The organism is Vibrio sp. 378 (assembly GCF_033339435.1).
In genome coordinates, this window is the sequence record NZ_JAWOUO010000008.1 from 1 (window position 1) to 26229 (window position 26229).

Genomic DNA, 26229 nt, shown 5'->3' on the forward strand with positions numbered 1-26229 from the left:
CGATGGCAGCTTTACCATTACGCCTGACGCGAACTTCAATGGCGACATTGATATCACGTTCGATATCAACGATGGCAGCGACACTATTGTTGCAACGGCGGACCTAACGGTTAACCCTGTCAATGACTTACCGCAGCCAGAAGATCAAGCGTTCACCATTGGTGAAGATGGCGTGTTGACCTTCACTGATCAAGACCTACTTGATGGCGCAACGGATATCGATGGCGATGACCTATCGGTAGAAGGTGTCACTTACACTGGCGCGGACGGTGTCCTAACTGACAATGGCGATGGTACGTATAGCTTTGCACCAAACGAAAACTTCAATGGTGACGTGAACTTTACCTTCGATGTTTCCGATGGCACGGATACCGTGACCGCGAATATCGATGTGACAGTCACACCTGAGAACGATCCTCCGGTGGCCGGTAGCACGTCTTACACAGTGCATGAAGACAACTCAATCACCATTAGTGACGAGCAGTTACTGGCGAATTCGTCTGATATCGAGGGTGATGTTGCGATCAGCAGCGTGAGCTACAGCGGTAACGACGGTGTGCTCGAAATTAATGGTGATGGCACTTACACCTTCTCGCCAAACGAGAACTTCAATGGTGAAGTGAGCCTTGACGTTGTGGTTGTCGATGAAGACGGTGCGACGGATTCAACCACCGCAGGTATTACGGTACTTGAGGTGAACGATCCGCCAATCGCAGGTGCGACAAGTTACTCTGTCAATGAAGACGAAGTCATTATCTTCACGGAAGAGCAACTGCTAGCGCAATCAAGTGATGTGGAAGGTGACGTGAGCCTAGAAAGCGTCTCTTACAGTGGTAGTGACGGCATTCTAACGGCGAATGACGATGGCACTTACAGCTTCGCACCAAATGAAAACTTCAACGGTGGCGTAAGCCTAGACGTAGTCGTCGCTGATGAAGACGGTGCAACTGCGACAACCAACGCGAACATTGATGTATTGCCAGTCAACGATGCTCCGGTATCTGGCGACTTGGCTTACAGCGTCGATGAAGACGGTTCAATCACATTGAGTCAAGAGCAGTTACTGGCACAAGCATCGGATGTAGAAGGCGATGCACTAACCGCTTCCAACCTAGTGGTTGACGGTGATGCGACGGTTACGGCTAATGACGATGGTAGCTTTACTATCACGCCTGACGCGAACTTCAATGGCGACATTGATATCACGTTCGATATCAATGATGGCAGCGATACTATCGTTGCAACGGCTGACCTAACGGTTAACCCAGTCAATGACTTGCCGCAGCCGGAAGATCAAGCGTTCACCATTGGTGAAGATGGCGTGTTGACCTTCACTGACCAAGATCTGCTTGATGGCGCAACGGATATCGATGGTGATGACCTATCGGTAGAAGGTGTCAATTACACTGGTGCCGATGGTGTCCTAACCGATAACGGTGATGGTACCTACAGCTTTGCTCCAAACGAGAACTTCAATGGTGATGTGAACTTTACCTTCGATGTTTCTGATGGCACGGATACCGTGACCGCAAATATCGACGTAAGCGTGACGCCAGAGAACGATCCACCGGTTGCAGGCAGCACGTCTTACACGGTGCATGAAGACAATTCGATCACCATCAGTAACGAGCAGTTATTGGCTAACTCATCTGACGTCGAAGGCGAAGTCGCGATTGATAGTGTCAGCTACAGCGGCGCAGATGGCGTGTTCCAAGACAATGGTGATGGTACGTACACCTTCTCTCCAAACGAGAACTTCAATGGCGAGGTCAGCCTAGACGTTGTAGTTGTCGATGAAGAGGGTGCGACAGACTCAACCACTGCGGGTATTACGGTACTTGAGGTGAACGATCCACCAATCGCAGGTGCGACAAGTTACTCTGTTAATGAAGACGAAGTCATTATCTTCACGAAAGAGCAACTGCTAGCGCAATCAAGCGATGTGGAAGGTGACGTGAGCCTAGAAAGCGTCTCTTACAGTGGTAGCGACGGTATTCTAACGGCGAATGACGATGGCACTTACAGCTTCGCGCCAAATGAAAACTTCAACGGTGGCGTAAGTCTTGACCTAGTAGTGGCTGATGAAGACGGTGCAACTGCGACAACCAACGCGAACATTGATGTATTGCCAGTCAACGATGCTCCGGTATCTGGCGATTTGGCTTACAGCGTCGATGAAGACGGTTCAATCACATTGAGTCAAGAGCAGTTACTGGCTCAAGCGGGTGACGTAGACAGCGATAATCTAGAAGCAGTGAACTTAACCGCGGTTGCCAATGCAACCGTTGTTGAGAACCAAGATGGTAGCTTTACGATTACGCCTGATGCGAACTTCAATGGCGATATCGACCTAAGCTTCGACTTGATTGATAACGATGGTGCGAGCGTGGAAGTGGGCGTCGACCTAACGGTGAACCCAATTAACGATGCGCCGCAATCAACGCCAGTGAATATTGCTGGCACCGAAGATACCACCATTCTAATCACGCAGGACATGTTGCTTGCTAACGCAACAGACATCGACAACACCTACGACGAACTGTCTGCTGTCGACCTAGTGATTGATGAGCAATACGGTGACTTGCTAGACAACGGTGATGGCACTTGGTCATTCACTCCGGCAGAGAACTTCAATGGTGATGTGCCAATGTCGTTCGGTGTCAGCGATGGTGATTTAGTGACGCCAGTTGAAGGCAATCTAAACATCGAAGCGGTTAACGATGCACCAGAAGCACCAACCATCCAGATGCAGGGCGAAGAAGATGTGGTCATGGTGATTGACCCAGCTTACATCGCTGATCAAGTTACGGATCTTGATGGTGACGAAATCAGCGTAGAAAGCATCACGGTTCGTGCTCCTGCAAATGCGACATTAACCCAGCAACCAGATGGTATGTACCACTTGGTGACCACTCAAGACTTCAATGGTTTGGTGGAACTGGGCTATACCGCGACGGATGGTGAAGAAGTGGTTGAAGGCTCGTTGAATGTGGATGTTATTCCAGTCAACGATGCTCCATTCAATGTGGGTAATGCCTTTATGGCAACCGACGAGGATGGCGCATTCACCTTCGACGCTGGCGACCTGATGAACTTGTTCGGCGATATCGACACTGAAAACCTAGTCGTATCACGCATTATCACCGCAGAAGGTGAAGATGGTGGTGAGGTAACAGACAACGGTGACGGTACTTGGACATTCACACCGACTGGCGATTTTGCAGGGGTTTCTGACTTGCAAGTTGTGGTCAGTGACGGTGAGTTTGAGACGGTACTTGATGTACCAGTGTTTGTTCGCCCTGTTGCGGATGGCGCAGTCATCACAACCGACCATGATGGTCCGTTAGTCTTCGGTGAGGACGAAACGGGTCACCTAGGCTTGAATGTCGGTCTAATCGACGATTCAGAAACGTTAAGTAACCTAGTGATGACTGGTTTCCCTGTTGGCTTCGAAGTTACGGATGGTGTGAACACCATTACCATTACGGAACCGGGTCAATACATCGATTTGAACGAGTGGGATATTTCAGACCTGCAAATGACGCCTCCGGCTGACTTTAATGGCGAGTTCTTCGTAACCGTGACCGCAACAACGGTGGATTACGGTGACGAGCCAGAAGAGTTCGAAGATGGCATCGATTCAGGTGACTTCGAAACCCTAGCGGGTGAGCCAGTTATCCTAACCGCTGATGACCTAATCGGATTGGCAGAAAACGTAGACGCTGACGCGGGTGATGAAGTGAAATTCGTTCACCTAGCTGATCGCAGCCAAGGTGAGATTGTCGATAACGGTGATGGCACATGGACATTCAATCCAGCACCGGGCTTTACTGGTGAAGCGGATATCGCTTATGTGATTGATAAAGACGGTGTGCTTCATGATGAGCAAACAGGCGTGGTCGTGAAAGAAGACGCACCACAAGAGAATGCTTCTCCAGAAATCGACAGCATTTCTACCACAGAAATGGCAGCGGATGGCACCTTGTCGTTCACCAATGACGACATGCTATCGACATTGAGCGATGCAGAAGGCGACAGCTTGAGCATTGAATCAGTGAGCCTAATGGAAGGTCAAGGTGTGATAGAGACCGATAACCAAGGTAACTACCAATTCACACCAGCAGAAGGCTACACCGGAGATGTTCAAGTTGGCTTCATTGCAACTGACGGTGAAAACCGCATTGAGAGCTTCTTTAATGTCGACATCCAAGGTGAAGGTGAAACCACAACCAGCGAAGGCTACGCACTGGCTGATGATGGTTCACTAACCCTAACGGAAGCGCAGTTGATTGATGAGCTTGGCATTAGCCCTTCAGCAGAAGTGTTGGATGTCGCCGATGCAAACGATGCAGGTTTCTTCGCGAAATCAGGTGATGAAGAGTGGACATACTGGCCGAACGATGACTTCGATGGCAATTTAGCTATGGATGTTCAGGTCAACGATAACGGTGAAGTATCGACTCAGAATCTGAGCATCCAAGTTGCGGACGATTCAGCGCAAAGTGACGAGCCACAAATCCAAACTGCTCAAGCATCATCAGAGCAGCAAGTTGGCGAAGCGCAACAGCCTGAAGAGCAAGCAGCAAACGGTGCAGACAGTGAAGAGGAGAGCGCAGCTGATGTGACTGCAGCGCCAGGCGATACCATTTCTATCTCGGTTCCAGATGAGGTCAGTGGTAACGAATCGGTGGATTATGCAGAAATGTCCGGTCTACCTGATGGTGCATCAGTAAGCAACGCACTGGATAATGGCGATGGCAGCTTCACATTAAGTGGCAACCTGAACCAACCAGTATCGGTTGACCTACCAGAAGGTTACGAAGGTACGAGCGAAATCCAATTCCAAGGTTACGACGAATTGGGCAGCGCGGTAGAAGGTGCGAGTGGCACAGTTGAAGTTGAAGTCGATGATCAATACACCATGCAAGGTTCTGCTCAAGATCAGCAACCAGATATGGCGGGTATGGAATCTGGCGGCAGCGACTGGACAAGTGCAGGAGGTCAAGATCAAGGTGTTGACTTCACGGATGACTCTGGCAGCTTCGACTCGGATACTCAAACGGGTACTGACCAAGGCAACGATTTCGATCAAAGCTCAATGTAACCAGTCCTAGACGAGGGCAGTGTCATTGCTGCCCGAACCAAAGCCATGCAGAGCCTACTTTGCATGGCTTTTTTGTTGGTCTTCTTTCTATGAGCTCTAGAAAAAAACTTGGAAATTGAAAAAAGTATTCTTAGCTAGTTTATACCCAAGTAACCTCGAGATGTTAGGTTCAGCGAGAATGGCTTGGTTTGTAGACGCGGCGGCGATTTAAAGGTCTAGTGGGTCTAAATCAAGAATCGACAACAAAGTATACAAACCAAGACAGCTCGCCCTTCGGGAGCGTGTCATTGACTCGGCTTCTGTGTCAAACAACTTGGAAAGAGCTGACTATTACGCTGCGTTGTTTTCCTTGACCCCGAATCAATGACAACGCTCTGAATCCTGCATCTTGAAGTCACTTGGGTATAAGAGTCATTTACAAGGAGGAGCGACATGTACCGTTATGTCAGTTCGCCAAAAGCGTCAAAGTACATAGTACCGCCACCACAGCATCGTGAGTTGTCTAGTATCGATGTACCAGAGTCGGAACTTGAGATGCGTGAAATTCTGAACAACTGGTTTGCCGATGGATTGGCGCCCATCATTCAAAATGAAGACAATGACATCTCTGCTAATGAGCAACAGCGCTTTGAGCAGCTCAGCCGCACGGTGGGCGTGCTATTGCGTAATAAAGATTACTACTTTGCCACCAAGCGGATTCTTTCATTGTGGGAGCAAGACTGCTTAGAAACGACTTACGTTAATTATCTGATTTTACGTAGTGAGCGCATACCATACTTCGAATAAGTCCCATTTCTTGGCTTGAAATAGTGGTTTACATGGTTTTCTTAGTAACTTTTGATACTTGTATTTAACATTTTTGTAAACATCGTTATATTTAAGGCTCATCGTTGTCAGGAGTTTATGGATGAACCTTACGATATCAGGGAAGTTGCAGCTCAGTTTTGTGCTGCTAGCCGTACTTTTTATGGCATCAGCGGTATTTACGTATCGCAACGTCACCACCGTAGAGCAATACGCCTCTTCGTTACTTAAATCCGATTTACCGACCGTCGACACCAGTCGCGGTATCCAACAGTCTGTTCAAGCGTCGCTGTCTTCTATTCGAGCCTACATGTTGCTAGGTGGCGATGAAGAGGCGAGCGCACGTCTGAGTGAGGACGTACGCAATATCATGGCATCTACAGACGAGTCGCTTCCAACGTTGCAGGCTTTGATCTCTGAACAGGATTTTCAAGCGATTCAAAGTCAGTGGGACGCGGTAAAAGTTTCTCTAAACAAGCTGATTGAACTTAGCCACAGTGATGAGAACTTACCCGCGCACAACCTCTTTATTAACGAAGCGGCACCCATTGCAGAAGTGGCACTTGATCAGCTTCAAAGCTTAATCAATGAAGAGTCAGGAAACCCATTTGGTGGAGACAGAAAACGTCTGTTTAAAGTCTATGCCGACAGCTATACCTCGCTCGCTAATGCTCTGTCCGCCTTGCGAGATTTCCTGTTGTACGGCCAGCAAGATCATCTGGACAAATACCACGACTTGATTAAGTACCACAATCAGTCTGTGGCGGAAATCGACAGTAAACTCGACAGACTAACTGATAACGACCAATCATTGTGGTCACTGTTTAAGGAAATGCAGCAACTGTACTTTCCTTTAGCAGAGCAGGTGATTGCATTGCGTCAATCGCCAGAATGGAACGAATCAAACTTGTTAATGGCGAATGAACTGTTGCCAGCAGCGGATGCACTAGACCAAAGTTTAGAAACGATCGTATTGGCTCAGCAAAGTCGTGCTGATCAAAGTGGACAGGGTATTAATCAGTCGATCAAGAACGTACTGACCACTATGTTGATTGCAGCAGCATTAGTTTTGTTTGCCGCAGTAGCGATTTCAAAATACATGGGCAACACCATTGGTCGCCGAGTGAAAAACTTATCGGAGCGTGCAAAGACGATCGCTTCAGGAGACGTTTCTCAGCCTCCGCTCACTGTTGTTGGGAAAGATGAATTGGCAGACCTTACCGATTCGATTAACCGCATGAACCAATCGTTAGCGAGCATCGTGGCAGGGGTGAGTGAGAAAGCGCACCAAGTGGATACCAGCATGGGAGCTTTGTTGGAATCGGCGCAAGTCACCTCATCGAATGTTGAACAGCAACAGACCTGCATTGTTGAAATGGGAAGCCAATTGGATGAAATCGCTTTAGCCGCGCGTAACACCCTAGATCAAGCCAATCAATCGGTGCAGAAGCTTTCTGATTCAAAAGGCGAGATTGAACAAGGTCGCGATGCTTTAGAGCAAAACAAAGTCACCATGGAAAGTTTGCACGGCAGCATTGAAACTGCGAGTACGCAAGTCACACAGCTAAGCAAAGAGAGCGAAGCCATTGGTCGAGTGACGGAAGTGATTGAAGGTTTGGCAGAGCAAACTAACTTACTGGCATTGAATGCCGCGATAGAAGCAGCGCGCGCAGGTGACCAAGGGCGAGGCTTTGCGGTTGTGGCGGACGAAGTGCGTATGTTAGCGACGCGCACTACTCAATCGACGACGGAAATCAACGGCATTATCAACGCGATTCAACGCTCGACCAATTCGGTGGTTGAGGAGATTGAACATAGCCAATCACTTGCGGAGCAGGGCGCTGAGCACATTGAAAAAGCGGTAACTCGTTTGCTTGTCACGACCGAGCAAATTGGTTCTTTGAATGAACAAATGGCAGAACTTGCGGCAGCGGCAGAGCAGCAATCTCATGCGACCAATTCGATCACTGGATTGATGTCCGGTATTACTCAATCAGTGGATGAGGTTTCGAATAACAGCCAACGTGCATCAGAGACATCATTGCAAGTAAAAGAGCAAGTTACCGAGCTGAATCAACAGATGGCAACTTTTAAAACGGCGTAGATAAGGTTTACGTCTGTTCATCGACTTTTGAACGTTAACCAAATAGTAAAAAAGCCCCAATTCTTTTTACACAAAAAGGGTTGGGGCTTTTTGTTGGATGATACGCCGATATTCGTCTACTTGCTCATTGGATTTAGCTATTTAAATCATAGTTAAAACCAAATTTTCTTCACTGAGCCAGAGTCGTAATATGACTCCATCGGCAGCAAATACTGCAAAAGAATTTTTAAACTTTATACCAATCCCGGTAAGAGAATCGTTCGTTACTACGATTGGTATCATCCTTCTAGGAGCAAGATTATGAACAAACAAGTAAGCCTAATTGGTCTAGACAGCGAACAATCAGCACAACTAGCTCAACAGCTCAATCAACTGCTAGCGCATTACCAAGTGTTGTACATGAACTCTCGCGGTTACCACTGGAACATTAAAGGTGCGCAATTCTTCGAACTGCACGTAAAATTTGAAGAGATCTACACTGATCTACAAACAAAAATCGATGAGCTTGCAGAGCGTATTCTAACTTTGGGTCACACGCCAGCGCACGCATTCAGCAACTACTTGGAAGCAAGTGAAATTAAAGAACATCAAAACGCGACTTCTGGTGAGGAGTGTGTACAAGGTCTGGTTCAAGGCTTTAGCGTTCTACTTCTAAAACAGCGTGAGATTCTACAAAACGCGGGTGAAGCAGATGACGAAGGTACAGCGGCATTGATGGGTGACTACATCCGTGAGCAAGAAAAATTAATGTGGATGCTTAACGCTTACCTACAAGGCTAAGCAACGCATCACTCAAGCAATCCTTGGGAACGCATGAAACAATCGGGAATAAGTCATAAGGGGCACGTTGGTGCCCCTTTTTTTGTTTGCGTATTTTATATGTGTGCTTTATTTACGTGGTAAGGATTCGAAATGGCTCAATAAATCACTGAGTTCATTAAGCGCCAACGAGGCTGAATCATTGAAGGTTTCTTGATTACCGTGATGAACAAGGCAAGAGGGCATATGAGCGTTATACGCTGCCTGTAAGTCGTAAAGGTAATCGCCGACATAAAGCACTTCATCCGGCATCAAACGCCACTCTTTCGCCAACACCTGCAAAGACAATGGATCTGGCTTGGGCGGGAAGCATTCACGAGTGATGACTCGCTCCACAGAGATTTGGTTGTGCTCTAGTTTGCGCTGCGTGGCGATTTGACAGTTGCGCGTCACGATAGCGGTTTTGATTTCATTTTGATGCAAGTGGGCGAGCAACTCATGGCAGCCAATCATTGGCGCAGACTGCTCAGCATCAGAAATCTCGTAATCAAATATCACGTTATGAGCGTGCTCTCTATGGTGAGGATGCTCAAGTGCGTCGACAAAATCTAATAGATCTTCACTCTGCGGACAACCTAGCTGTTGTCGCAATTCGCCGAAGTTCATATCAGAACTCACCAAGGTGTTGTCTAAATCAAACACCACGGCTTTAATTTTATCGAGCTGTAAAGGGAATGGAATCATAATGACCTCGTACAACTTAACCGAACTATCGTTTTAAAAAACAAAAGGTTATTGTTAAGTTTAGATTCTTCTGCTTAGATTGTACGAAAATAAATCACTAGTACGTCACAAATTAAATAGTCTTAACGATTTTAGTGTTTGATTACCTTTCCTCAAGACGAAAGATTTTGCCGCTGTCGGTAGAAAAGTAGATATAGCCATCGGGGCTGATGGTTATATCTCTTACTCGCTCTCCAAGACTCTCCATCAATCTTTTTGATTCGGTGAGCTTGCCATTATCAATAGAAACCACGTTGATGTGCGCCAGTTTCAATGCGCCTGCGAGGATTTTCCCGTCCAATTCTGGGTATTTATCACCACGGTACAAAATCATATTACTGGGCGCGATAGAAGGGACGTATACCAGCTTGGGATCTTCCATTCCCGGTAACGACTTAGCTTCCCCAACGTCCAACGGTCCCCAATATTCTTTACCATGAGAGACTTTTGCCCAGCCGTAGTTCGCGCCTTTCTTGATTAGATTAATTTCATCGCCGCCGCGTGGTCCATGTTCAATCGACCACAGCTGTTTTGTTGGTTCGTCGTAAAACATACCTTGTGGGTTGCGGTGCCCGTAACTCCATATCTCAGGACGAGCTTGGGAAGGTTTGAATGGGTTGTCTTGCGGAACCGAACCATCAAGGTTAAGGCGCACAATACTGCCAGCATGGGTTTGACTGTCTTGCCCATTATCACGTTCGCCACGGTCACCGATTGAGAAGTAAACTTTGTCGTCAATAAATGAAATTCGACTGCCGTAGTGGCGACCCGTGTCGGTGATGGCATCAGCAACAAAGAGATCGTTCCAACCTACAAGCTGATTGTTTTGCAATTGCGCCGTCGCTAACGCCACCGTATTGCCTTTGCTCGTGCGCTTGCTGTAGGTAAAGAAGAGTTGCGGGTTTTGCGTATCGGCATTCGGTGCGCGCGCGACATCCAATAAGCCGGCTTGTCCACTGGTGTTCACATTGGGGACGTTAAACAGCTTTTGAGGTTTGCCTGTGGTGATATCCAGCAACGAAACCGTACCGTTCTTTTCATTGACAATAACGCGTTGGTTATCTAAAAACTCGATCCCCCAAGGGATCTGAAATCCATTCGCCACCTCGTTCGCGCGGTATTCGGCAGCGTTGGCAGAAAAGGATAAACAAGTGAGTAGGGCAGCAGCAATCGTTCTCATGGTTCCTTCCAATATGAATCGTGTTAATACTTAAAAGCTAACACTAAAAGACTATGTTTGGCAGAGATTCACTTGTATATGAATGTAAAAAATCCCCGATACGAGATCGGGGATTGAATTAAGGCTAGAGAATTGTTTAGTTAGCGAGATTACATCGCTTCTTCGAAGATCTTAGAAATTTCTTCGTGAGTTGCTTGTTTAGGGTTAGTGAAACCACAAGCGTCTTTCAGTGCGTTGTCTGCTAGTGTTGGGATGTCTTCTAGTTTCGCACCAAGCTCTTTGATACCTGCTGGGATACCCACATCTTTCGCTAGAGTAACGATAGCGTCGATTGCTGCCGCTGCACCTGCTTCAGCAGACATGCCTTCTACGTTTACGCCCATTGCTTTTGCTACGTCACGTAGACGCTCAGGACATACTTGCGCGTTGTAACGCTGTACGTGAGGTAGAAGAATCGCGTTACAAACACCGTGTGGAAGGTCATAGAAACCACCTAGCTGGTGTGCCATTGCGTGTACGTAACCTAGAGACGCGTTGTTGAATGCCATACCCGCCATGAACTGCGCGTATGCCATTTGTTCACGAGCTTCTAGATCTTCACCGTTTTTCACTGCTGTGCGTAGATAAGCCTGGATAAGCTCAATCGCTTTAATTGCTACCGCATCAGTGATTGGTGTTGCCGCGATAGATACGTAAGCTTCAATCGCGTGAGTTAGGGCATCCATACCTGTTGCCGCAGTTAGCGAAGCAGGCTTAGCGAGCATTAGCTCTGGATCGTTTACCGAGATAAGCGGTGTTGTGTGCTTATCAACGATTGCCATCTTGATGTGACGCTCTTCGTCAGTGATGATGCAGAAACGCGTCATTTCAGATGCAGTACCTGCCGTCGTGTTGATCGCGATAAGTGGCATCATTGGTTTTGCAGATTGGTCTACGCCTTCGTAATCTGCGATTTTGCCGCCGTTAGAAGCAACAAGCGCGATACCTTTCGCACAGTCGTGTGGTGAACCACCACCTAGAGAGATAACGAAGTCACATTCGTTATCAGTAAGAAGTGCTAAGCCGTCGTTAACGTTGCTGATAGTTGGATTTGGTTGAGTGCCATCAAACACAACGGTTGCTACATCGCGCTCAGTGAGAAGGTCTTGAACTTGTTTGACTACACCGATTTGGTTAAGGATCTTATCCGTAACGATCAAACCTTTTTTAAAGCCTTGAGATTGGATGCTGTCTGCTGCGTCTTTCAAACAACCAGCGCCCATTAGGTTTACCGTAGGGATAAAAAATGCACTTGTCATATTGGATAGCTCCGTCGTTATTTTTAATAATCTTTCTTAATTTGCCATTTACTGTCGCACATTCGTTTCCAGATTGAAGTTGATCTGAAGCAAGTTTACCTACTTAGAGGTACTTGCAAGAGAAAAACTGTGACAGTGATCTTGTTGCACTGCGTATAAGTGCAACACTGATATAAAGTAGAACAAATATGAAACTATGGACGCAAACGATTGGCAGAAATTGACTTCTGACGCGGATATATCTCTAAATTCGACTAAAGTATAAAAAATCCCCATTAATAACTTAATTATCAATGGGGATAGGGAAGTGTTTTATAAGCTAACTACTAATAATTAAGCTATTTTAATCAGCTTTGATACTAACTTTTCGATACCTGAAGCCGCTTGAGAGATATTTTCTGCCAACATGTAAGCAGGGGTTGAAAGTACGAGGTGTTTTTCATCAAAAACGATGTCTTCGACAGGGCACGTGGTGTGTTCACCGCCCATTTGATTAAATGCTATTGAGACTGCCTCATCGTTGCCTACCGTTCCTTTCACGCCTTGCTCATAAATCATCGGAATAATGACAGGAGAAATACACAGATAGCCAGCTGGTTTTTTCGCATTAGCAAACGCGCGACAAGCTTGAGCTACGTGTGTGTTAATGGAGCACTCCGCACCCGAAACAGCGAAGTCGGTTAAGTTTTTCGCGGCACCAAACCCACCTGGAAGCAGTAGGGCATCGTATTCATCAACGTTAAGTTTGGCTACATCGTCAATATTTCCGCGTGCAATACGAGCTGATTCGATCAATACGTTACGTGTTTCATCCATTTCGTCACCAGTTAGGTGATTGATGACGTGGAGTTGGTCAATGTTAGGTGCAAAGCAGTGCCAAGTTGCACCTGCCTTCTCGATGGCGTAGAGCGCCAACACTGCTTCGTGGATCTCAGAACCGTCGTAAACGCCTGAACCACTTAAAATGACTGCGACTTTTTTCATGTTTGGATTCCTTTACTCTGAACGTTCCTTAGATTGCTCTTCGCTATCTAGACCATGCGTTTCCGAATGTGTTTTAACGTTTTCACTCTCGTTGTCATCTTCATCATAGTAGCGCACAACAAAGGGTGTAAGCATAACACTAGAGGGCAGAAAATGTTTCATATCGACTCCAACGGCTTAATAGAATGATTTTTATACTGATTTTTATAAAACAGTACGTTGAACCTGATCATTTTTGAGTTAAGCTGACGTTTCCTTTGGCATTCGTGAGTGGTAGGTCACATGAAATCAGTGCAATTTCGTTTCACACTTTATGGTTGTATCGCGATTCTCTCTTGGAGTTGTCTGCTTGGCATCGCGAGGTTGGTTACGGAGAGTTTAGGTCCTGTAGGCGGGGCAGCCATGTTGTACTCTCTTAGCTCTGTTTTCCTTCTTATCGTGGTCGGTATTCCAAAGTTGTCTTACTTTTCTCCCAAGTATCTTGCGCTTGGTGGTGCGATGTTCGTCTGTTATGAAATATTTCTCGCTCTATCTTTGGGATATTCCAACTCGCGCGCGCAGGCAATTGAGGTGTCGATTGTCAACTACCTTTGGCCCGCATTGACGGTTTTATTTGCGGTCCTTGGCAGCAATAAAAAAACAAACTGGTTGCTTTATCCAGCAGTTACGCTGGCGTTTGTTGGGGTTGCTTGGACTGTGAGCGGTGAGAATGGCTTATCCATAACTCAGATCATGTCCAATGTTAGTAGTAACCCTCTGGTGTATTTTATGGCTTTCGCTGGGGCGGTTATATGGGCCTTTTATTGCAACTTAACCCAAAGGCAGCAATCTAAACATAATGCGATTACCCTGTTTTTCATTGCAACAGCTGTTTCGCTTTGGGTCAAATATGCGTTTACCGATGAGCCACCAATGACATTCAGTTGGGAAGCGATGGGGTACTTAGTGGCTTCTGCGGCTTTAATGGCTGGTGGTTATGGTTTATGGAACATCGCGATCGTTGGCGGCAATATGGTTTTTCTCGCCACCTTGTCTTACTTCACGCCCATTTTTTCCGCTTTATTTTCTTCCATTATTCTTGGCGTAACTCTGAGCCATAGCTTTTGGCAGGGCGTTGTGATGGTAACGGTGGGCTCGCTGATGTGTTGGTTAGTCACCAAAGAGAAGCGCGAAGCGGCTGGATAAGTTACCAACGAGATCAGAGAATTTAAGTGAGCAACGAACAGATCTCCCTTGCGAGCTGTATTCGAATACGAAGCAACTAAATCGAAAAAATTAAAAAAGCTCCCGAGATTGGGAGCTTTTTATTGAGTTTTAACGGCTCTTTGGTGGCGCTCTAATAAGCGACGTTCAAGTGTAGTTGAAGCTTGAATCTGTGCTTCGACAGTCGCTTGATAAGCTGCTTACGAGTGTGCTCTAGTGTATCAAGCTCCAATGTGTCGTCATCAATATGTACGTCCACATTTACTCGTAGCTCTTGGCCCACCTTCGTTACGCCAGCCAGTTTCAATTGATGCTCAGTCACTTTTTCAATCTCAAGAACATCTTTGCCAACGCTCTGACACAGCTCTTTGCTTGGTGTCATCATTAGTAGTTCACGTAAGGCACCTACTAGCATATCGAACGGTACTTTGAGGAAGTAAAAGCCCATTAAAACCATCATCATGGGATCGGCATATACCGCATACTCAGAGAATGGCGTTAGTGAAACAGCCCAAGCTGAGATAAATCCTACGGTCACCGCCACACTTAGCAGAGTATCCATTTGCCACTGTTTTTTCTCCGCTTCAATCAAGCCTGATGAGAAGCGGCGGCTGCGTTTCGCCATAAACCACCAAGCGTAACCACAGCCGATAACATTCACGATGCCGAATAAGGTCGCAATAGAAGCATCGACCTCACGACCTCCAGACATCAATGCTGATATCGCAGAGTAGAGAGAGAAGCTTACAACCACTAAAATGACGGCTGCTTTTATCGCAATAACGATTGGTTCTAAGACCGCTTTTCCAAATGGGAATACAGATTTTGAAGGTTTGTTAATATAGTAAGAAGCGGCCAGTGACAATAAAGTTAACAGTAAGCTGACCAAAGAGTAAACACCGTCAAACACGATGACAATTGAGCCTACAAGCAAGCCAAGTACCATACCACCAGCAGCGAACCCAGATGCCAAAAGGGCTGAAATGGTTAGAATACGGTTTTCGTTTTTGCTTGTCCTGTCACACATAAAAGATGCCTTTGAATTTTAATACCTTACTATTCTTCGCTCATAAGGTAATTTAGGCAACCACAAAGTGACCAGTAACTAATCTAAAAAATTTCGTTTTTATTTATGTGATTATAAAACAAAGACTTACTGTGGTTCTTGGGTGTCAACAAAATTGACGCTCACTGATAAAATGTTTAGAAGTCAAATAAATACTCGCTCAATTTATCTGCTAACCACGTCATTGCAGGATGCTCAGCATGGCCGTTAGGTGAAAACATACAGTAGTCTTCTTGCGTCAATCCGTATGTGTGTTTGATAACGGCGAGCTTCTGCTGACGAAGGTAATGGCGGATTAATGGTTCAGGAAGCACGCCCCAAGCGTCTTCTTCTAAGATGGTGTTCAGCATGTAGTCAAAACTCGAAAAACCAATATATCGAGTCGAGAAAGGTTGCAGTTCAGGGTTGTCTTTCTCATTTAGGTACACCATTAGTGCTTGCATTTGACTACGTAGATCTTCGTCTGAGACACGGCGCATCTTACTTAGGCGGTGTTCTACACTGCATACTGACATCATACGTATCTTGCCTAACGGGTTGTATACGATACGAGGATCGTCTACTCGCTCATAATCAACGCCGAAAGCAAAATCTACTTGGTGGGTACTGACCAAGTTGGCTAAGTCGCCACTGGATGCCAAGATTAAGTTGAAGGTTGTTGAAGGAAAGCGGTTATTCAATGTATGAGATAATTCTTGCCAGAGATCATCAGGTAAGGAGTCGTCACGTGCTACCCAAACTTCCGCGTTAAACCCTTCCGAGATTTGAGCGCAGGTCTTTCTGACCCGTTGTGCGATGATAAGTAGGTGTTCGCAATCTTTATAGATGGCTTTCCCAGCTTCAGAGAGGGTGAGCTGGTTGCCAGTTCGGTTAAACAATTCAACGTCGAGATCTTTCTCTAATGCCTTAATCGACATACTGAGTTTGGTGCGATTGCAGTCGAGTTGCCTTGCCGCTTCAGAAACAGAACCACACTCAGCGATGGTGCAGAAGGCTTCTACTTGAGTTAAGTTCATGATTTGACACAACCAATAAATGAATTTAAATAATTTGGGTATTATGCAGATGCGCTCCCAAAGCCATGAAAGATTATCGAAAAAAACGCGAATCCGCCAGATAAGTCTATGGTCTTTTAACGGTTTTGCGGTAATCTATGTGGGTTACAAAAAGTGAACATGGAGGCCACGATGGCACAAGATTGGGACGGCTTAGCAAAAAACTGGGAATCAAATCCAGCAACAGAGCAATTTGCGCAGTCGGTGTTTGAGCAGTTACAACAGCTAACTCAGCTTGATGGCATTAAAGTACTAGATTTTGGATGCGGAACAGGGCAGTTAAGTCAACGATTGTCACCGATGGTTAAAGACATCGTAGCATTAGACGCATCGGAAGCCATGATTGAGGAACTCGATAAAAAAGAGCTCGTCAACGTAGAACCTGTGGTAGATGCATTATCTCGCGGCTTGGTCGCTCAGCACCCTGCGTTTCGTGGACAGTTCGACTTGGTGGTTGCATCATCAGTTTTAGCATTCGTGGAAGACTTAGACGCGTCATTGACGATCTCGCATTCTCTACTTAACCACGGCGGCTATTTTGTTCATTTTGATTGGATTGCAGAATCTGAACAAGACGGTTTTACCCTTGCGAAGTCTGAGCGTGCACTGAAAGAAGCGGGTTTTACTGAAGTTGAATCGCAACACGTTTTTGACATTACATCTGATGGTAAAACAATGTCGGTATTAATGGGGCTTGGTCGTCGCTAATACCGCTGAATAAAGAACAAAAAATGACAAAAGCGAGCTAACAAGCTCGCTTTTTTCTTATCTGCTGAGGGTATATGTAACTTCACTTGCTCTAAACAAGCGTCGTGGTGCAGGCAAGGACATACTCGAACAACTTAGTCTTCGGAGGTTATTTTGAGACGACTATCCTGCGTATCTCCTCCAGCACTTCAGGGTTGGCTATTGCGCCTAAATTTTCGACGCTTCGGTTGTTAACGACTTGCTTAACGGCTAACTCGACCAGCTTTCCTGAGCGTGTCTTAGGTATATCGCTTATTGCGTAAATTGCACTAGGTACATGCCTTGGAGAACATGCAGACTTTAGCAGTGCTTTGATGGAAGCGATCATCTCGTCATTGAGCTCTACCCCTTTGACTAATTGGACAAACAGCCATATTTGTTCGTTGCGATCGACTTCTTTTCCTACTGCGATCGAATCTAGAATACCGTCTATACAGTTCACTTGCTGATAGATTTCGGCCGTGCCGATTCTTACGCCACCGGGATTCAACGTGGCATCACTTCGACCATAAAACACGTATCCCCCAACGCTGGTCTGTTCAACATCATCGCCGTGGTGCCAAATATTGTCGAATTTATCCCAATAAGCGCGATGATATCTCTCACCGGTGTCGTTCCAAAAGCCAGCGGGGAAGTTGGGCAATGAATTGGCACAAACCAACTCACCGCGCTCTCCGATTACGCTATTACCCTGCGGGTTAAAGACTCGGACATCGACCCCTAATCCCGCTGATTGGCACTCTCCTCGATAAACGGGAGAAATAGGGTTGCCTAACACAAAGCAGCCACAAATGTCTGTCCCGCCTGAGATCGATGCGAGGTGTACATCTTCTTTAATGTGCTGATAGACATAATCAAACTGTTCTGGATACAGAACAGAGCCCGTTGAGCAAATGGTTTTCAGACTTGGAAATGCATCACTTTTCTGCGGAGAAAAAGATGCTTTTTCCAGCGCCTCTAGGTATTTTGCTGAGGTTCCAAACAGCGTCACTTCGGCTCGTTCTGCGAGGTCCCAGAGCACATCATGAGTGGGGTAAACAGGGCTACCATCAAAAATCACCAAACATGCACCGCTCGCGAGTGAAGAAACGTGCCAGTTCCACATCATCCAACCGCAGGTCGTGTAATAAAACACGCGTTCGTTCGGTTGAATATCGCAATGCAGTTGATGTTCTTTCAAGTGATTAAGCACCGTTCCGCCGACGGAATGAACGATGCATTTCGGTTTGCCTGTTGTGCCTGAAGAATAAAGCACAAATAGCGGATCGTTAAAATTCACACGAGTAAAAGTCAGCGCTTCGGGTGTGTATTGATTCAGGACGTTTTGCCAATCTTGGGTGCAGACATCGCATTCAAAAATGTGTGGTTTAAGGTAGCTAATTTGGCAAACTTGTTTAAGACCATCAAGATGATCCGCAATATGCTGGTTTTTCTCAGACATATCGAAAGTTTTGCCATTGAATGTATAGCCATCACAAGTAAACAGGATTTTGGGTTTCACTTGACCAAAGCGCTCCAAAACGCTTTCGACGCCAAAATCAGGTGAGGTGGAAGTCCAGGTCGCCCCTAAACTGGTGGTTGCTAGCATAGCTATCACCGTTTGAGGTAGGTGAGGTAAATAACCAGCGACGACATCACCGTGCTTAATTCCACATTCTTTCAACCATTGCTGCACACTCGAAACTTCTTCGCACAATTGTTTCCATGTGTAGGTCTGTTTTTCTTCACGTTCATTTTCAAACCAAATCGCGAGATCATCGGGTTGGTGACACGCGTAGGTTAGCAAATTTTCGGCGTAGTTAATTTGCGCGTTTGGGAACCATTTTATATCCCTATTTTCGACGGGTTGCTGCCAGCGACTTTCTGCTCGCTCTTTTATGGTCTCTCCCTGAGTGCCAATGACGTCGCAGAATAGCCAAACTTCCTGCCAAAATTTTTCTACATGATCGAGTGACCATTGATGCAGATCAGCGAAGCTTTCAAGGGTATTTCCTTGTCGATTAATGTGTTCAATAAACTGTGTAATGTTGGCTTCTTCGATACGACTTTCGCTCGGGTGCCATACTTTGCTGCTCTCGCGCATAGGTCCCTCTATAACAAAGTGATAACAGGTTTTAGTTTGAGAGGAATACACGATAAAGTCAAACAAGCCATAGATTATATCGTGTCATAAAAATCATGCAGTTACGATGCATTGTAAACAATATGTTACATCGGGATGGTGCTGAGAAAATCGCGCAGGGATTGGAAGCTCTTAAGACTACAGATAGGCTTAATGTAAAGGATTTGTTAATGGAGATGAGCCATGACGCAGTATCGTTCTAAACCCGTAAACCAGGAAGGCAGGGTTGAATGGAGCCGTGAAGAAGACGCCATTTGGCGAGATTTGGTAACACGACAAATGGGTGTGATCCAAAACAGAGCTTGTGAGGCTTATTTACACGGTTTGACGCTGCTTGATTTACCTCAAGACCGCGTTCCTCAGTTACCAGAAATTAATCGTGTCTTGATGGAGACAACAGGTTGGCAAGTGGAGCCCGTTCCCGCGCTTATTGATTTCGACCGATTTTTTAATCTACTCGGTAATAAGCGCTTTCCAGTCGCCACATTCTTGCGTACAAGAGATGAGTTCGATTACTTACAGGAGCCAGATTTCTTCCACGAAATATTTGGTCATTGCGCGATGTTAACCAACCCAGACTTTGCTGCATTTACCGAGCATTATGGTCAACTAGGGCAAGCCGCTACACCAAAACAAAGAGCCTATCTCGCTCGTCTCTACTGGTTTACTGTAGAGTTTGGTTTGGTGAAAGAAGGGGACAAAACCAAAATTTACGGTGGTGGTATTCTTTCATCTCCTGGCGAAACCCTCTACGCATTAGAGAGTGATGCAGCAATTCGCGACCCATTTGAATTACAAACTGTGCTGAGAACGCCTTATCGTATCGACATCATGCAACCGAAGTACTACGTGATTGATGACTTTTCTCAGCTTTTTAAAATCAGTCAGTTGAATTTATTGAAACAAGCCGATCTAGCGATTGAAGCTGGACTGCTTCCTCCACTTTTTGAACCAAAGGAACCTGCTCATGTTGAATGAACAAAAATGCGAAGCTTGTAGTATCGATGCCATTGCACTAAGCAAAGAAGAACAACAATCTCTGCTGCTGCAATTGTCTGATTGGCAGATCATTGAAAGAGAAGACATACCTCAACTAGAAAAGGTGTATAAATTTAAGAACTTCAAACAAGCATGGGCTTTCAGTAACAAAATCGCGGAACTGGCAGAAGATGAGTTCCACCATCCTTCTATTTTGTTGGAATGGGGTAAGGTTACCGTAACGTGGTGGAGTCACTCTATCAAAGGTCTGCATAAAAACGATTTTATCTGCGCATCAAAGTGTGACGCGCTAGCATCGGCAGAGTAGGACATTACCTCATACAAAAAAACGCCCGGCTTACGTCGGGCGTTTTGGTTCTAAATGACTTTTACATTACTTTATAGATTGATTCGGAAGACGGATGTCGTGCCCGATACCTCATTGCCAACGACGATAAAATGACCACCGTTACGGGTAAAGTAATTAATGGACTCTGGACCTAAATCGCCTGCTTTTGGATTGTATGTGTCGTTCATGCATTCGCCATCTTCGACTTCTGTACATACTGGCTGATTGTAATCACGGCGGTTTACGTAATGCATAAACTGCGCTTGTTTCGGGTCTGTGATGTCATAAATCATGATACCGCCTTGACGCTCCAAGCCGATAAACGCGTAATGACGACCGTTAATTTGTGCTACTTCAATCGCCTCTGGCTCAATACCTTTATCATCACTTCGGTCATTGCCACTATTATTGTTATCGTTGGTGCTGTTGAAGTTCTTGCCTTCATTCAGCAGCGCGATAGTCGCGAAATCGTCACCACTATCGAAGACCAACTTGCCGTTTTCATCCCAAATCGAGAATGAACGCGCGCCAAATGATTGAACATTCTCTTGTGCAGAAAGCGTTTGTTCCGGCTTAATCACTTTTAAACGCGCGAGTTGTTTGTTGTCTTTTAGTGCCTCTGCCAATGGGTGTTCTGCTGCTACTTTCAGCTTCTTACCGCGCACTTCATCAATATGGCTTAAACAGGTTCCTTGCTCAGATGTATATTCATCTGTACCGAGGTAATCGTCTTCATCCCACATAAAGCCAGCTTTGTCGCACAGTTCTTGAGTGGTTTTGAATCCGTACTCACGCCCGTCGCCTTCATTTGCCGATACGATGTAAGTACTCCCATTCACTGAGTAGCTGTCGATAGTGTCAGGCATAAATAAGCCAACCAGTTGTGGGTAGCTTTTCAAGTTCCCAATGATTTTGTCTTTGTTGGATGCATCGAGTTTAGCGCCCGACCAAGACTTCTCACCCAAGCCAACAATTCGCTCTACTGATTTGCTCTCTGGATTGACGATTGCCATGGCGTTATTTTCTTGTAGCGCGACATAGATTTTGCCGTTATCTGCAAAAGTGAGGTATTCCGGCTCTAGATCTTGTGCGATGGTGGCGTTTGGCCCCGAAATACGCACATTCTTTGGAAGCTCTGCTTTTCGTGAATCATCAAATTCGTTAAAGCCAATTTGTGACACTTCTGCTTGAGTAACACCAAGGCTCAGATCGATCAAAGTGATACTACCTTCAGGGTCAATGCTGTAATCGCTGTTTGGCTCTCCTTCATTAGCGGTTGCGATGTATCGGCCATCTTTCGAGAAGCCAACCATGTCTGGCAATGCGCCTGTTGGGAAAGTCGTGACTAATGACAAATCGTCGGAGCGGTACAAGCCAACAATACCATTCGCTTGTTTATTACTGTTTTCAATCGCAACAGCTACCAAACCATTGAATACAGCGACACTGTTTGCTGCGCCAATTTCAATGCCCGCTGCTTCGCCAGCGCTGTTGAGATCAATGAATGCGCTTTGCGTTGGTACGCCGTTGTCATCCATAGAAAGTACATCGATACGTTTTGCTTGAGCATTCACCACATAGAGCTTATCTGTACAGGCGTCATAACTCACGATTTCAGCTGCCGATGTGTCGAATGGAGCATCAGCAACGGATGTCCCGATAAAAGTTAAACCTTGAATTGACGTTTCCCCAGTAACGGGTGCAGTGGTAGGTTTGCATTGTGTAGCGAATGAAGCCACGGTATCTTCGGGTTGTGATGAACACGCGATGGCAAGTGATGACAATGCGAGTGCACCGATTGCCTTTAAAGGGGTGATCATGATATCTCCTTATCAATCCGATAGGTTGTCAATCAGCATGGGTTTTATGCTGCTGTCCATTTCCGCAACTGGAATGATAGAGCGCTGAATGACGTGTGATTTGGTAAGGCTCTGAATATATGTATGATTGATGACTCTTATATTGGCTTTTTATGAAACTAATGTGTCATCAATATGATGAAGTAGGGATAGAGGAATAATGGAGTTAAAATCGTTTTTAGATTTATTGGCAGCGTCACCAGAGCAGGTCGAATTTGAAGCAACGATGGCGGTGATCGAAGATAACTATACGTTTGAGCCAACCGCTTTTGTAAATGGTGAGACACAAAACAATGCAGGCGAGAACAACGGTTCGTGTAAGATCTTCGCTTTCGGTTTGCTAAACAACCTAGACAAAGAAGCGACGCTAGCCTGCTTTGGCCGTTTTTATCGTGAAGATGTATTGCAGCATCCAGAGAACAGCGATCACCAGAATATTCGTAATTTTATGGTGACAGGGTGGGAAGGCATTAAGTTTGAAGCGTCCGCTTTAACCGCTAAATAAACACCTGTCAGAAAACGATGATCAGTAAGCCAGTCGTATTACGCGACTGGCTTTTTTTCTAGACATTTTCGGCACAAACACAGCTGGTTGGCGCTTGGCTTGGGTAAATCACGGGTTTCTATAGTAAAGCACCAGCATGTCTCTTTGCCTGCGGCGATATCACAATGGGCTTGAGTCCCGCACTCAGGACAACTGTGCGTTGAATCTTCTCCTGCGATTTGTTCGATAATCGCATCTCGTTGGAGATCGGTTTTGTCTTTCCATTGGATGATTTCATCCATCGTCCGGTGACAACCAGAGCATATTCCGGCGTTATTTTTACATGCTGCTCGACAAGGTGACTTCATTGCTTTCTCGTTCTCATTTTTTATGCCGCGTACTCTAGCACAAAGCGAGTCACGGCCGCCAAAATAAACGTGACTGCGATTTGCTGGTGAGGAGGGAGAACCAGTGTTACCCTTGGACGAGTTACCTTAACTCTCTGTCACTTATGTTAGAAAAAGAAAACCTCATTAAACTCGCTAGAATGCAAATGCCATTTGGGAAATATGCAGGGCGAGTGTTGATCGACCTGCCTGAAGAATACTTACTGTGGTTTGATAAAAAGGGCTGGCCAAGCGGCGAGCTAGGGGATTTGCTCAAGCTATGTTTAGCGCTCAAAATTGAAGGCTTAGATAGTGTCGTGAAGCCTTTGAAGCGTATGTAACTAGCCACAGAAACTCCCACTCTTAATGAAAAGACTTATTATGAATTTTGATATCGATGCACTGAAACACCACCAATTGGTCGAAGATGGTAAACTAGAGGGATGTTACATTCATCAGCCAGCTCAAGGTAGCCAGCAAGATGACAAAGCTGTTTTGGCAGAGCGCCAAGCGTTGGAAAAGTTGGGATATAAGGTAATACAGGTTAAAGCTAAAGGCGGGACAACAACGTTTGCCGAGGCGATGCAAAAGCTTGCGAAGGAAACTGGTCACCTGCCTAAGGAGTAAGTGAGTGTAACCTGCCACAGCCTTACAAGTTCTCCCACCAGACTATTTTTTCATTCAAAAGAGCCAGACCGTTAGGCTGACTCTTTTTTGTCCCAAAGTGTGTTACGCCTCGAAATGCGAATTTAGATAATTGGCAATTTTATACATACAAAACTCTGCTCTTTGTCATTCAGGCAGAGTGCCCCAAAACTGGTAACAATGATATGAATGTTATCGTCGCTAGGCTGATGTTGAATACGCGCTGTCTTAATACGGTATTGAGATAAATACGAATTTTTTTACCAACCCAGACCCAAGTAATATTTGCAAACAGTCCGAATGTCGTAAACACGAAAGTAATCAATGTAACAGAGAACCAATAGTTAGAAGGGAGACTATAACTTGTGACCAAAGCAAGTGATGCCATCCAAGCCTTCATATTACCCAGTTGAAACAACGTAGCCTGAGTTACGTTGATTGGTTTGCTTTTAGTGGGTTTGCCTGCGAAAGGGTTGGTACATAGCAGCTTAATCATCAGCCAGAACATGTAAACCAGACCGATGTATTTTATAGCGAGATACCAACTTGGATGAGTCTGTAGGGCAACACCGACACCACATGCACAAAGCAGAATTAACCCTATTACGCCAATACGGATACCAATTAGGTGTCGCCATGATTTCCTTATACCAAATTGTGCCCCTGAGTTGGCGAGCAATAAGTTATTTGGGCCGGGTGTTATGGCGGTGACAAACGCAAATAAACTCATCGCTGGAGTTAGGTCCCATAATGTTGTCATTTCTTTTCTTCTCAAATTAGTGCTGATAAGCCAAGAATAAAGGGATGAAGTGAGAGAGACCTACAGTTAATGCGTCATGGTGACAATTCTTTGATTTCATTTTCGTCAGGCCTTATTTATCCTGAATACAAGAGTTAATTGTACCCCTTCGGAGAGAGACAATGTTAGTCCCTGATATATCGGGTCGTTCCGGACCTAAGTTTATGGCACTGGCTGAAGCGATTGCAGAGGTGATAGAGAGTGGTGAACTCGAACCAGACACTAAATTACCTCCTCAGCGTATTTTATCTTATCGCTTAGGTGTGACGGTTGGAACGGTGACGAGGGCATATAGGGAGCTAGAGCGGAGGGGCTTAACGGAACCAAAAGTAGGAAGCGGTACTTATGTACGTAACAGAGAAACTGAACTGAACCACTTTTATCATCCGGTATTGGAAGAAAAAGGCATTGATCTGGCACGTTGCCGACCTTTGCTATTATCGCAGCCGAAATTTCTTGCGAATGCGTTGAAAGAGCTATCACACGAGGAAATTGCGCAGGCAGCCGTGCTGGATTACTACTCCGCTGATGGCATTCGGGGTCATAACGAGACTCTTCGACAATGGCTGATGACCAAATTCAATATCGATATTGATGCACGGCGTCTAGTGTGGACTCATGGAGGGCAACACGGGATATCGTTGATTATTCAATCTCTAAGCCGCCCTAAAGATACAATTCTTGCTGAAGGGCTGTGTTATCCAGAGTTCATCTATGCATGTCAGCAATCTGAACGAAAGCTAGTGCCAGTAAAAGTCGATGAATATGGATTAGATCCAGAAGATCTGGCTTTGCACTGTAAGAGGCATCGCCCAAAACTGCTTTATCTTACGCCGGGAATACAGAACCCGACCGGAGCTCAGTTAACGGATAGCCGAAGACTAAAAATCATAGAGATATGTCGTCGTTACAATGTGTTGATTATTGAGGACGATGTTCTCTACTGCCCACCGTCTCATCGAAAGAGTCCCTTAGTTGCTATCGCTCCAGATATTACCTTATACGTGGGCAGTTTTTCTAAGTACTTTGCAGGTGGATTGCGGCTGGGTTTCATCATTCTGCCTTTGTCGTTCAAAGATTTACTGCAACGTGCGCTACGAGTCAGTTGTATGTATGTTAGCCCTTTGATAATCGACCTTGTTTGTCGTTGGTTAACTAGCGGAGCTATGCAAGCCGTGGACAAAGAGATAGCGATGGAACTCAGTGCACGTCATCGGATCTGGAAGGCAGTATTTCCCGAAATCCAGATTGGTGTTCCTGGTTACAATGTGTGGCTACCTTTGCCTGAGCCATTAACAGGGTATCACTTTAACCAGTCGTTGTTGAAACATGGTGTCAGAGTGAGGGAAGCGGAAATGTTTGCTGTGGGTCGGTATGAAGTGCCGGCAGCAGTGAGGATATCACTTGCAGGTCCATTAAGCCGATTACAATTGCAATCAGCTTTAGATATCGTAAGAGAGCAAATCACACGGTTAACTTAAGTTTCATAGTTCACATGGATTGTTCAATATCTAACTATT

23 protein-coding genes are annotated in these 26229 nt (G+C 45.7%); 12 read left to right on the plus strand and 11 right to left on the minus strand.

Annotated elements, in window-relative coordinates:
• From R7Q48_RS15585 to R7Q48_RS15600, 4 genes are all read left to right on the plus strand, one after another.
• Nucleotides 1–5104: tandem-95 repeat protein (locus R7Q48_RS15585; protein ID WP_318132372.1), on the plus strand; the 5104-nt coding region annotated here is incomplete at its 5' end.
• A 432-nt stretch (nucleotides 5105–5536) separates the two neighbouring features.
• Nucleotides 5537–5890, plus strand: a complete 354-nt coding sequence (locus tag R7Q48_RS15590) for a hypothetical protein (RefSeq protein ID WP_085569289.1) — start codon at nucleotides 5537–5539, stop codon at nucleotides 5888–5890.
• A 121-nt stretch (nucleotides 5891–6011) separates the two neighbouring features.
• Nucleotides 6012–8012: a methyl-accepting chemotaxis protein gene (locus tag R7Q48_RS15595; protein ID WP_318132373.1), complete on the plus strand. Its 2001-nt coding sequence runs from the start codon at nucleotides 6012–6014 to the stop codon at nucleotides 8010–8012.
• 300 nt (nucleotides 8013–8312) lie between these two features.
• Nucleotides 8313–8792: a Dps family protein gene (locus R7Q48_RS15600; RefSeq protein ID WP_005388254.1), complete on the plus strand. Its 480-nt coding sequence runs from the start codon at nucleotides 8313–8315 to the stop codon at nucleotides 8790–8792.
• 108 nt (nucleotides 8793–8900) lie between these two features.
• Here R7Q48_RS15600 and R7Q48_RS15605 read toward each other — a convergent pair whose 3' ends face one another.
• From R7Q48_RS15605 to R7Q48_RS15625, 5 genes are all read right to left on the minus strand, one after another.
• On the minus strand, nucleotides 8901–9515 hold the full coding sequence (locus tag R7Q48_RS15605) for an HAD family hydrolase (RefSeq protein WP_256902627.1): 615 nt from the start codon (nucleotides 9513–9515) through the stop codon (nucleotides 8901–8903).
• A gap of 142 nt (nucleotides 9516–9657) precedes the next feature.
• Nucleotides 9658–10734: a PQQ-dependent sugar dehydrogenase gene (locus R7Q48_RS15610; RefSeq protein WP_256902628.1), complete on the minus strand. Its 1077-nt coding sequence runs from the start codon at nucleotides 10732–10734 to the stop codon at nucleotides 9658–9660.
• A 149-nt stretch (nucleotides 10735–10883) separates the two neighbouring features.
• A complete protein-coding gene (gene yiaY / locus R7Q48_RS15615) occupies nucleotides 10884–12032 on the minus strand; it encodes an L-threonine dehydrogenase (RefSeq protein ID WP_005442614.1) in 1149 nt (382 codons plus the stop codon).
• 333 nt (nucleotides 12033–12365) lie between these two features.
• On the minus strand, nucleotides 12366–13016 hold the full coding sequence (elbB, locus tag R7Q48_RS15620; protein WP_017634378.1) for an isoprenoid biosynthesis glyoxalase ElbB: 651 nt from the start codon (nucleotides 13014–13016) through the stop codon (nucleotides 12366–12368).
• 12 nt (nucleotides 13017–13028) lie between these two features.
• A complete protein-coding gene (locus R7Q48_RS15625) occupies nucleotides 13029–13178 on the minus strand; it encodes a hypothetical protein (protein ID WP_017634379.1) in 150 nt (49 codons plus the stop codon).
• Between the two features lie 120 nt (nucleotides 13179–13298).
• On the opposite strand from R7Q48_RS15625, the gene yddG reads away from it, so the two are divergent.
• Complete coding sequence (gene yddG / locus R7Q48_RS15630) at nucleotides 13299–14201, plus strand: aromatic amino acid DMT transporter YddG (RefSeq protein ID WP_005389394.1); 903 nt, start codon at nucleotides 13299–13301, stop codon at nucleotides 14199–14201.
• A gap of 151 nt (nucleotides 14202–14352) precedes the next feature.
• Here the strand turns inward: yddG and R7Q48_RS15635 are convergent, their stop codons facing one another.
• Complete coding sequence (locus tag R7Q48_RS15635) at nucleotides 14353–15246, minus strand: cation diffusion facilitator family transporter (RefSeq protein ID WP_005389400.1); 894 nt, start codon at nucleotides 15244–15246, stop codon at nucleotides 14353–14355.
• 176 nt (nucleotides 15247–15422) lie between these two features.
• Nucleotides 15423–16301 (minus strand): LysR family transcriptional regulator, encoded by an 879-nt coding sequence (locus R7Q48_RS15640; protein ID WP_053307827.1) that lies wholly within the window; start codon nucleotides 16299–16301, stop codon nucleotides 15423–15425.
• A gap of 171 nt (nucleotides 16302–16472) precedes the next feature.
• On the opposite strand from R7Q48_RS15640, the gene R7Q48_RS15645 reads away from it, so the two are divergent.
• On the plus strand, nucleotides 16473–17048 hold the full coding sequence (locus R7Q48_RS15645; RefSeq protein ID WP_085569285.1) for a class I SAM-dependent DNA methyltransferase: 576 nt from the start codon (nucleotides 16473–16475) through the stop codon (nucleotides 17046–17048).
• Between the two features lie 148 nt (nucleotides 17049–17196).
• Here the strand turns inward: R7Q48_RS15645 and R7Q48_RS15650 are convergent, their stop codons facing one another.
• Nucleotides 17197–19170, minus strand: coding sequence for an acetoacetate--CoA ligase (locus tag R7Q48_RS15650; RefSeq protein ID WP_206958555.1), 1974 nt, complete (start codon nucleotides 19168–19170; stop codon nucleotides 17197–17199).
• A gap of 222 nt (nucleotides 19171–19392) precedes the next feature.
• Here R7Q48_RS15650 and phhA point away from each other — a divergent pair, with 222 nt between their 5' ends.
• Nucleotides 19393–20187, plus strand: a complete 795-nt coding sequence (phhA, locus tag R7Q48_RS15655; protein WP_005375564.1) for a phenylalanine 4-monooxygenase — start codon at nucleotides 19393–19395, stop codon at nucleotides 20185–20187.
• Nucleotides 20177–20515: a 4a-hydroxytetrahydrobiopterin dehydratase gene (locus tag R7Q48_RS15660; protein ID WP_005375563.1), complete on the plus strand. Its 339-nt coding sequence runs from the start codon at nucleotides 20177–20179 to the stop codon at nucleotides 20513–20515. Before phhA ends, R7Q48_RS15660 begins: the two co-directional genes overlap by 11 nt.
• A gap of 71 nt (nucleotides 20516–20586) precedes the next feature.
• Here the strand turns inward: R7Q48_RS15660 and R7Q48_RS15665 are convergent, their stop codons facing one another.
• The gene (locus R7Q48_RS15665) at nucleotides 20587–22356 is read right to left on the minus strand and encodes a choice-of-anchor I family protein (protein WP_206958556.1); all 1770 of its coding nucleotides are present in this window, start codon (nucleotides 22354–22356) and stop codon (nucleotides 20587–20589) included.
• Between the two features lie 199 nt (nucleotides 22357–22555).
• Here R7Q48_RS15665 and R7Q48_RS15670 point away from each other — a divergent pair, with 199 nt between their 5' ends.
• The gene (locus R7Q48_RS15670; RefSeq protein WP_005375560.1) at nucleotides 22556–22900 is read left to right on the plus strand and encodes a HopJ type III effector protein; all 345 of its coding nucleotides are present in this window, start codon (nucleotides 22556–22558) and stop codon (nucleotides 22898–22900) included.
• Between the two features lie 38 nt (nucleotides 22901–22938).
• On the opposite strand, the gene R7Q48_RS15675 is transcribed toward R7Q48_RS15670, so the two are convergent.
• A complete protein-coding gene (locus R7Q48_RS15675) occupies nucleotides 22939–23247 on the minus strand; it encodes a cysteine-rich CWC family protein (protein WP_080276966.1) in 309 nt (102 codons plus the stop codon).
• A gap of 143 nt (nucleotides 23248–23390) precedes the next feature.
• Between R7Q48_RS15675 and R7Q48_RS15680 the strand changes: the two genes are divergently transcribed.
• Nucleotides 23391–23606 carry a DUF3820 family protein gene (locus R7Q48_RS15680; RefSeq protein ID WP_005375557.1) on the plus strand — a complete coding sequence of 72 codons (216 nt, stop codon included), beginning with the start codon at nucleotides 23391–23393 and terminating at the stop codon, nucleotides 23604–23606.
• Between the two features lie 40 nt (nucleotides 23607–23646).
• On the plus strand, nucleotides 23647–23892 hold the full coding sequence (locus R7Q48_RS15685; protein WP_017821096.1) for a hypothetical protein: 246 nt from the start codon (nucleotides 23647–23649) through the stop codon (nucleotides 23890–23892).
• A 169-nt stretch (nucleotides 23893–24061) separates the two neighbouring features.
• On the opposite strand, the gene R7Q48_RS15690 is transcribed toward R7Q48_RS15685, so the two are convergent.
• Nucleotides 24062–24670 carry a LysE family translocator gene (locus R7Q48_RS15690; RefSeq protein WP_005389411.1) on the minus strand — a complete coding sequence of 203 codons (609 nt, stop codon included), beginning with the start codon at nucleotides 24668–24670 and terminating at the stop codon, nucleotides 24062–24064.
• A 161-nt stretch (nucleotides 24671–24831) separates the two neighbouring features.
• Between R7Q48_RS15690 and R7Q48_RS15695 the strand changes: the two genes are divergently transcribed.
• Nucleotides 24832–26190: a PLP-dependent aminotransferase family protein gene (locus R7Q48_RS15695; protein ID WP_206958557.1), complete on the plus strand. Its 1359-nt coding sequence runs from the start codon at nucleotides 24832–24834 to the stop codon at nucleotides 26188–26190.
• The last annotated feature ends 39 nt before the right edge of the window (nucleotides 26191–26229 follow it).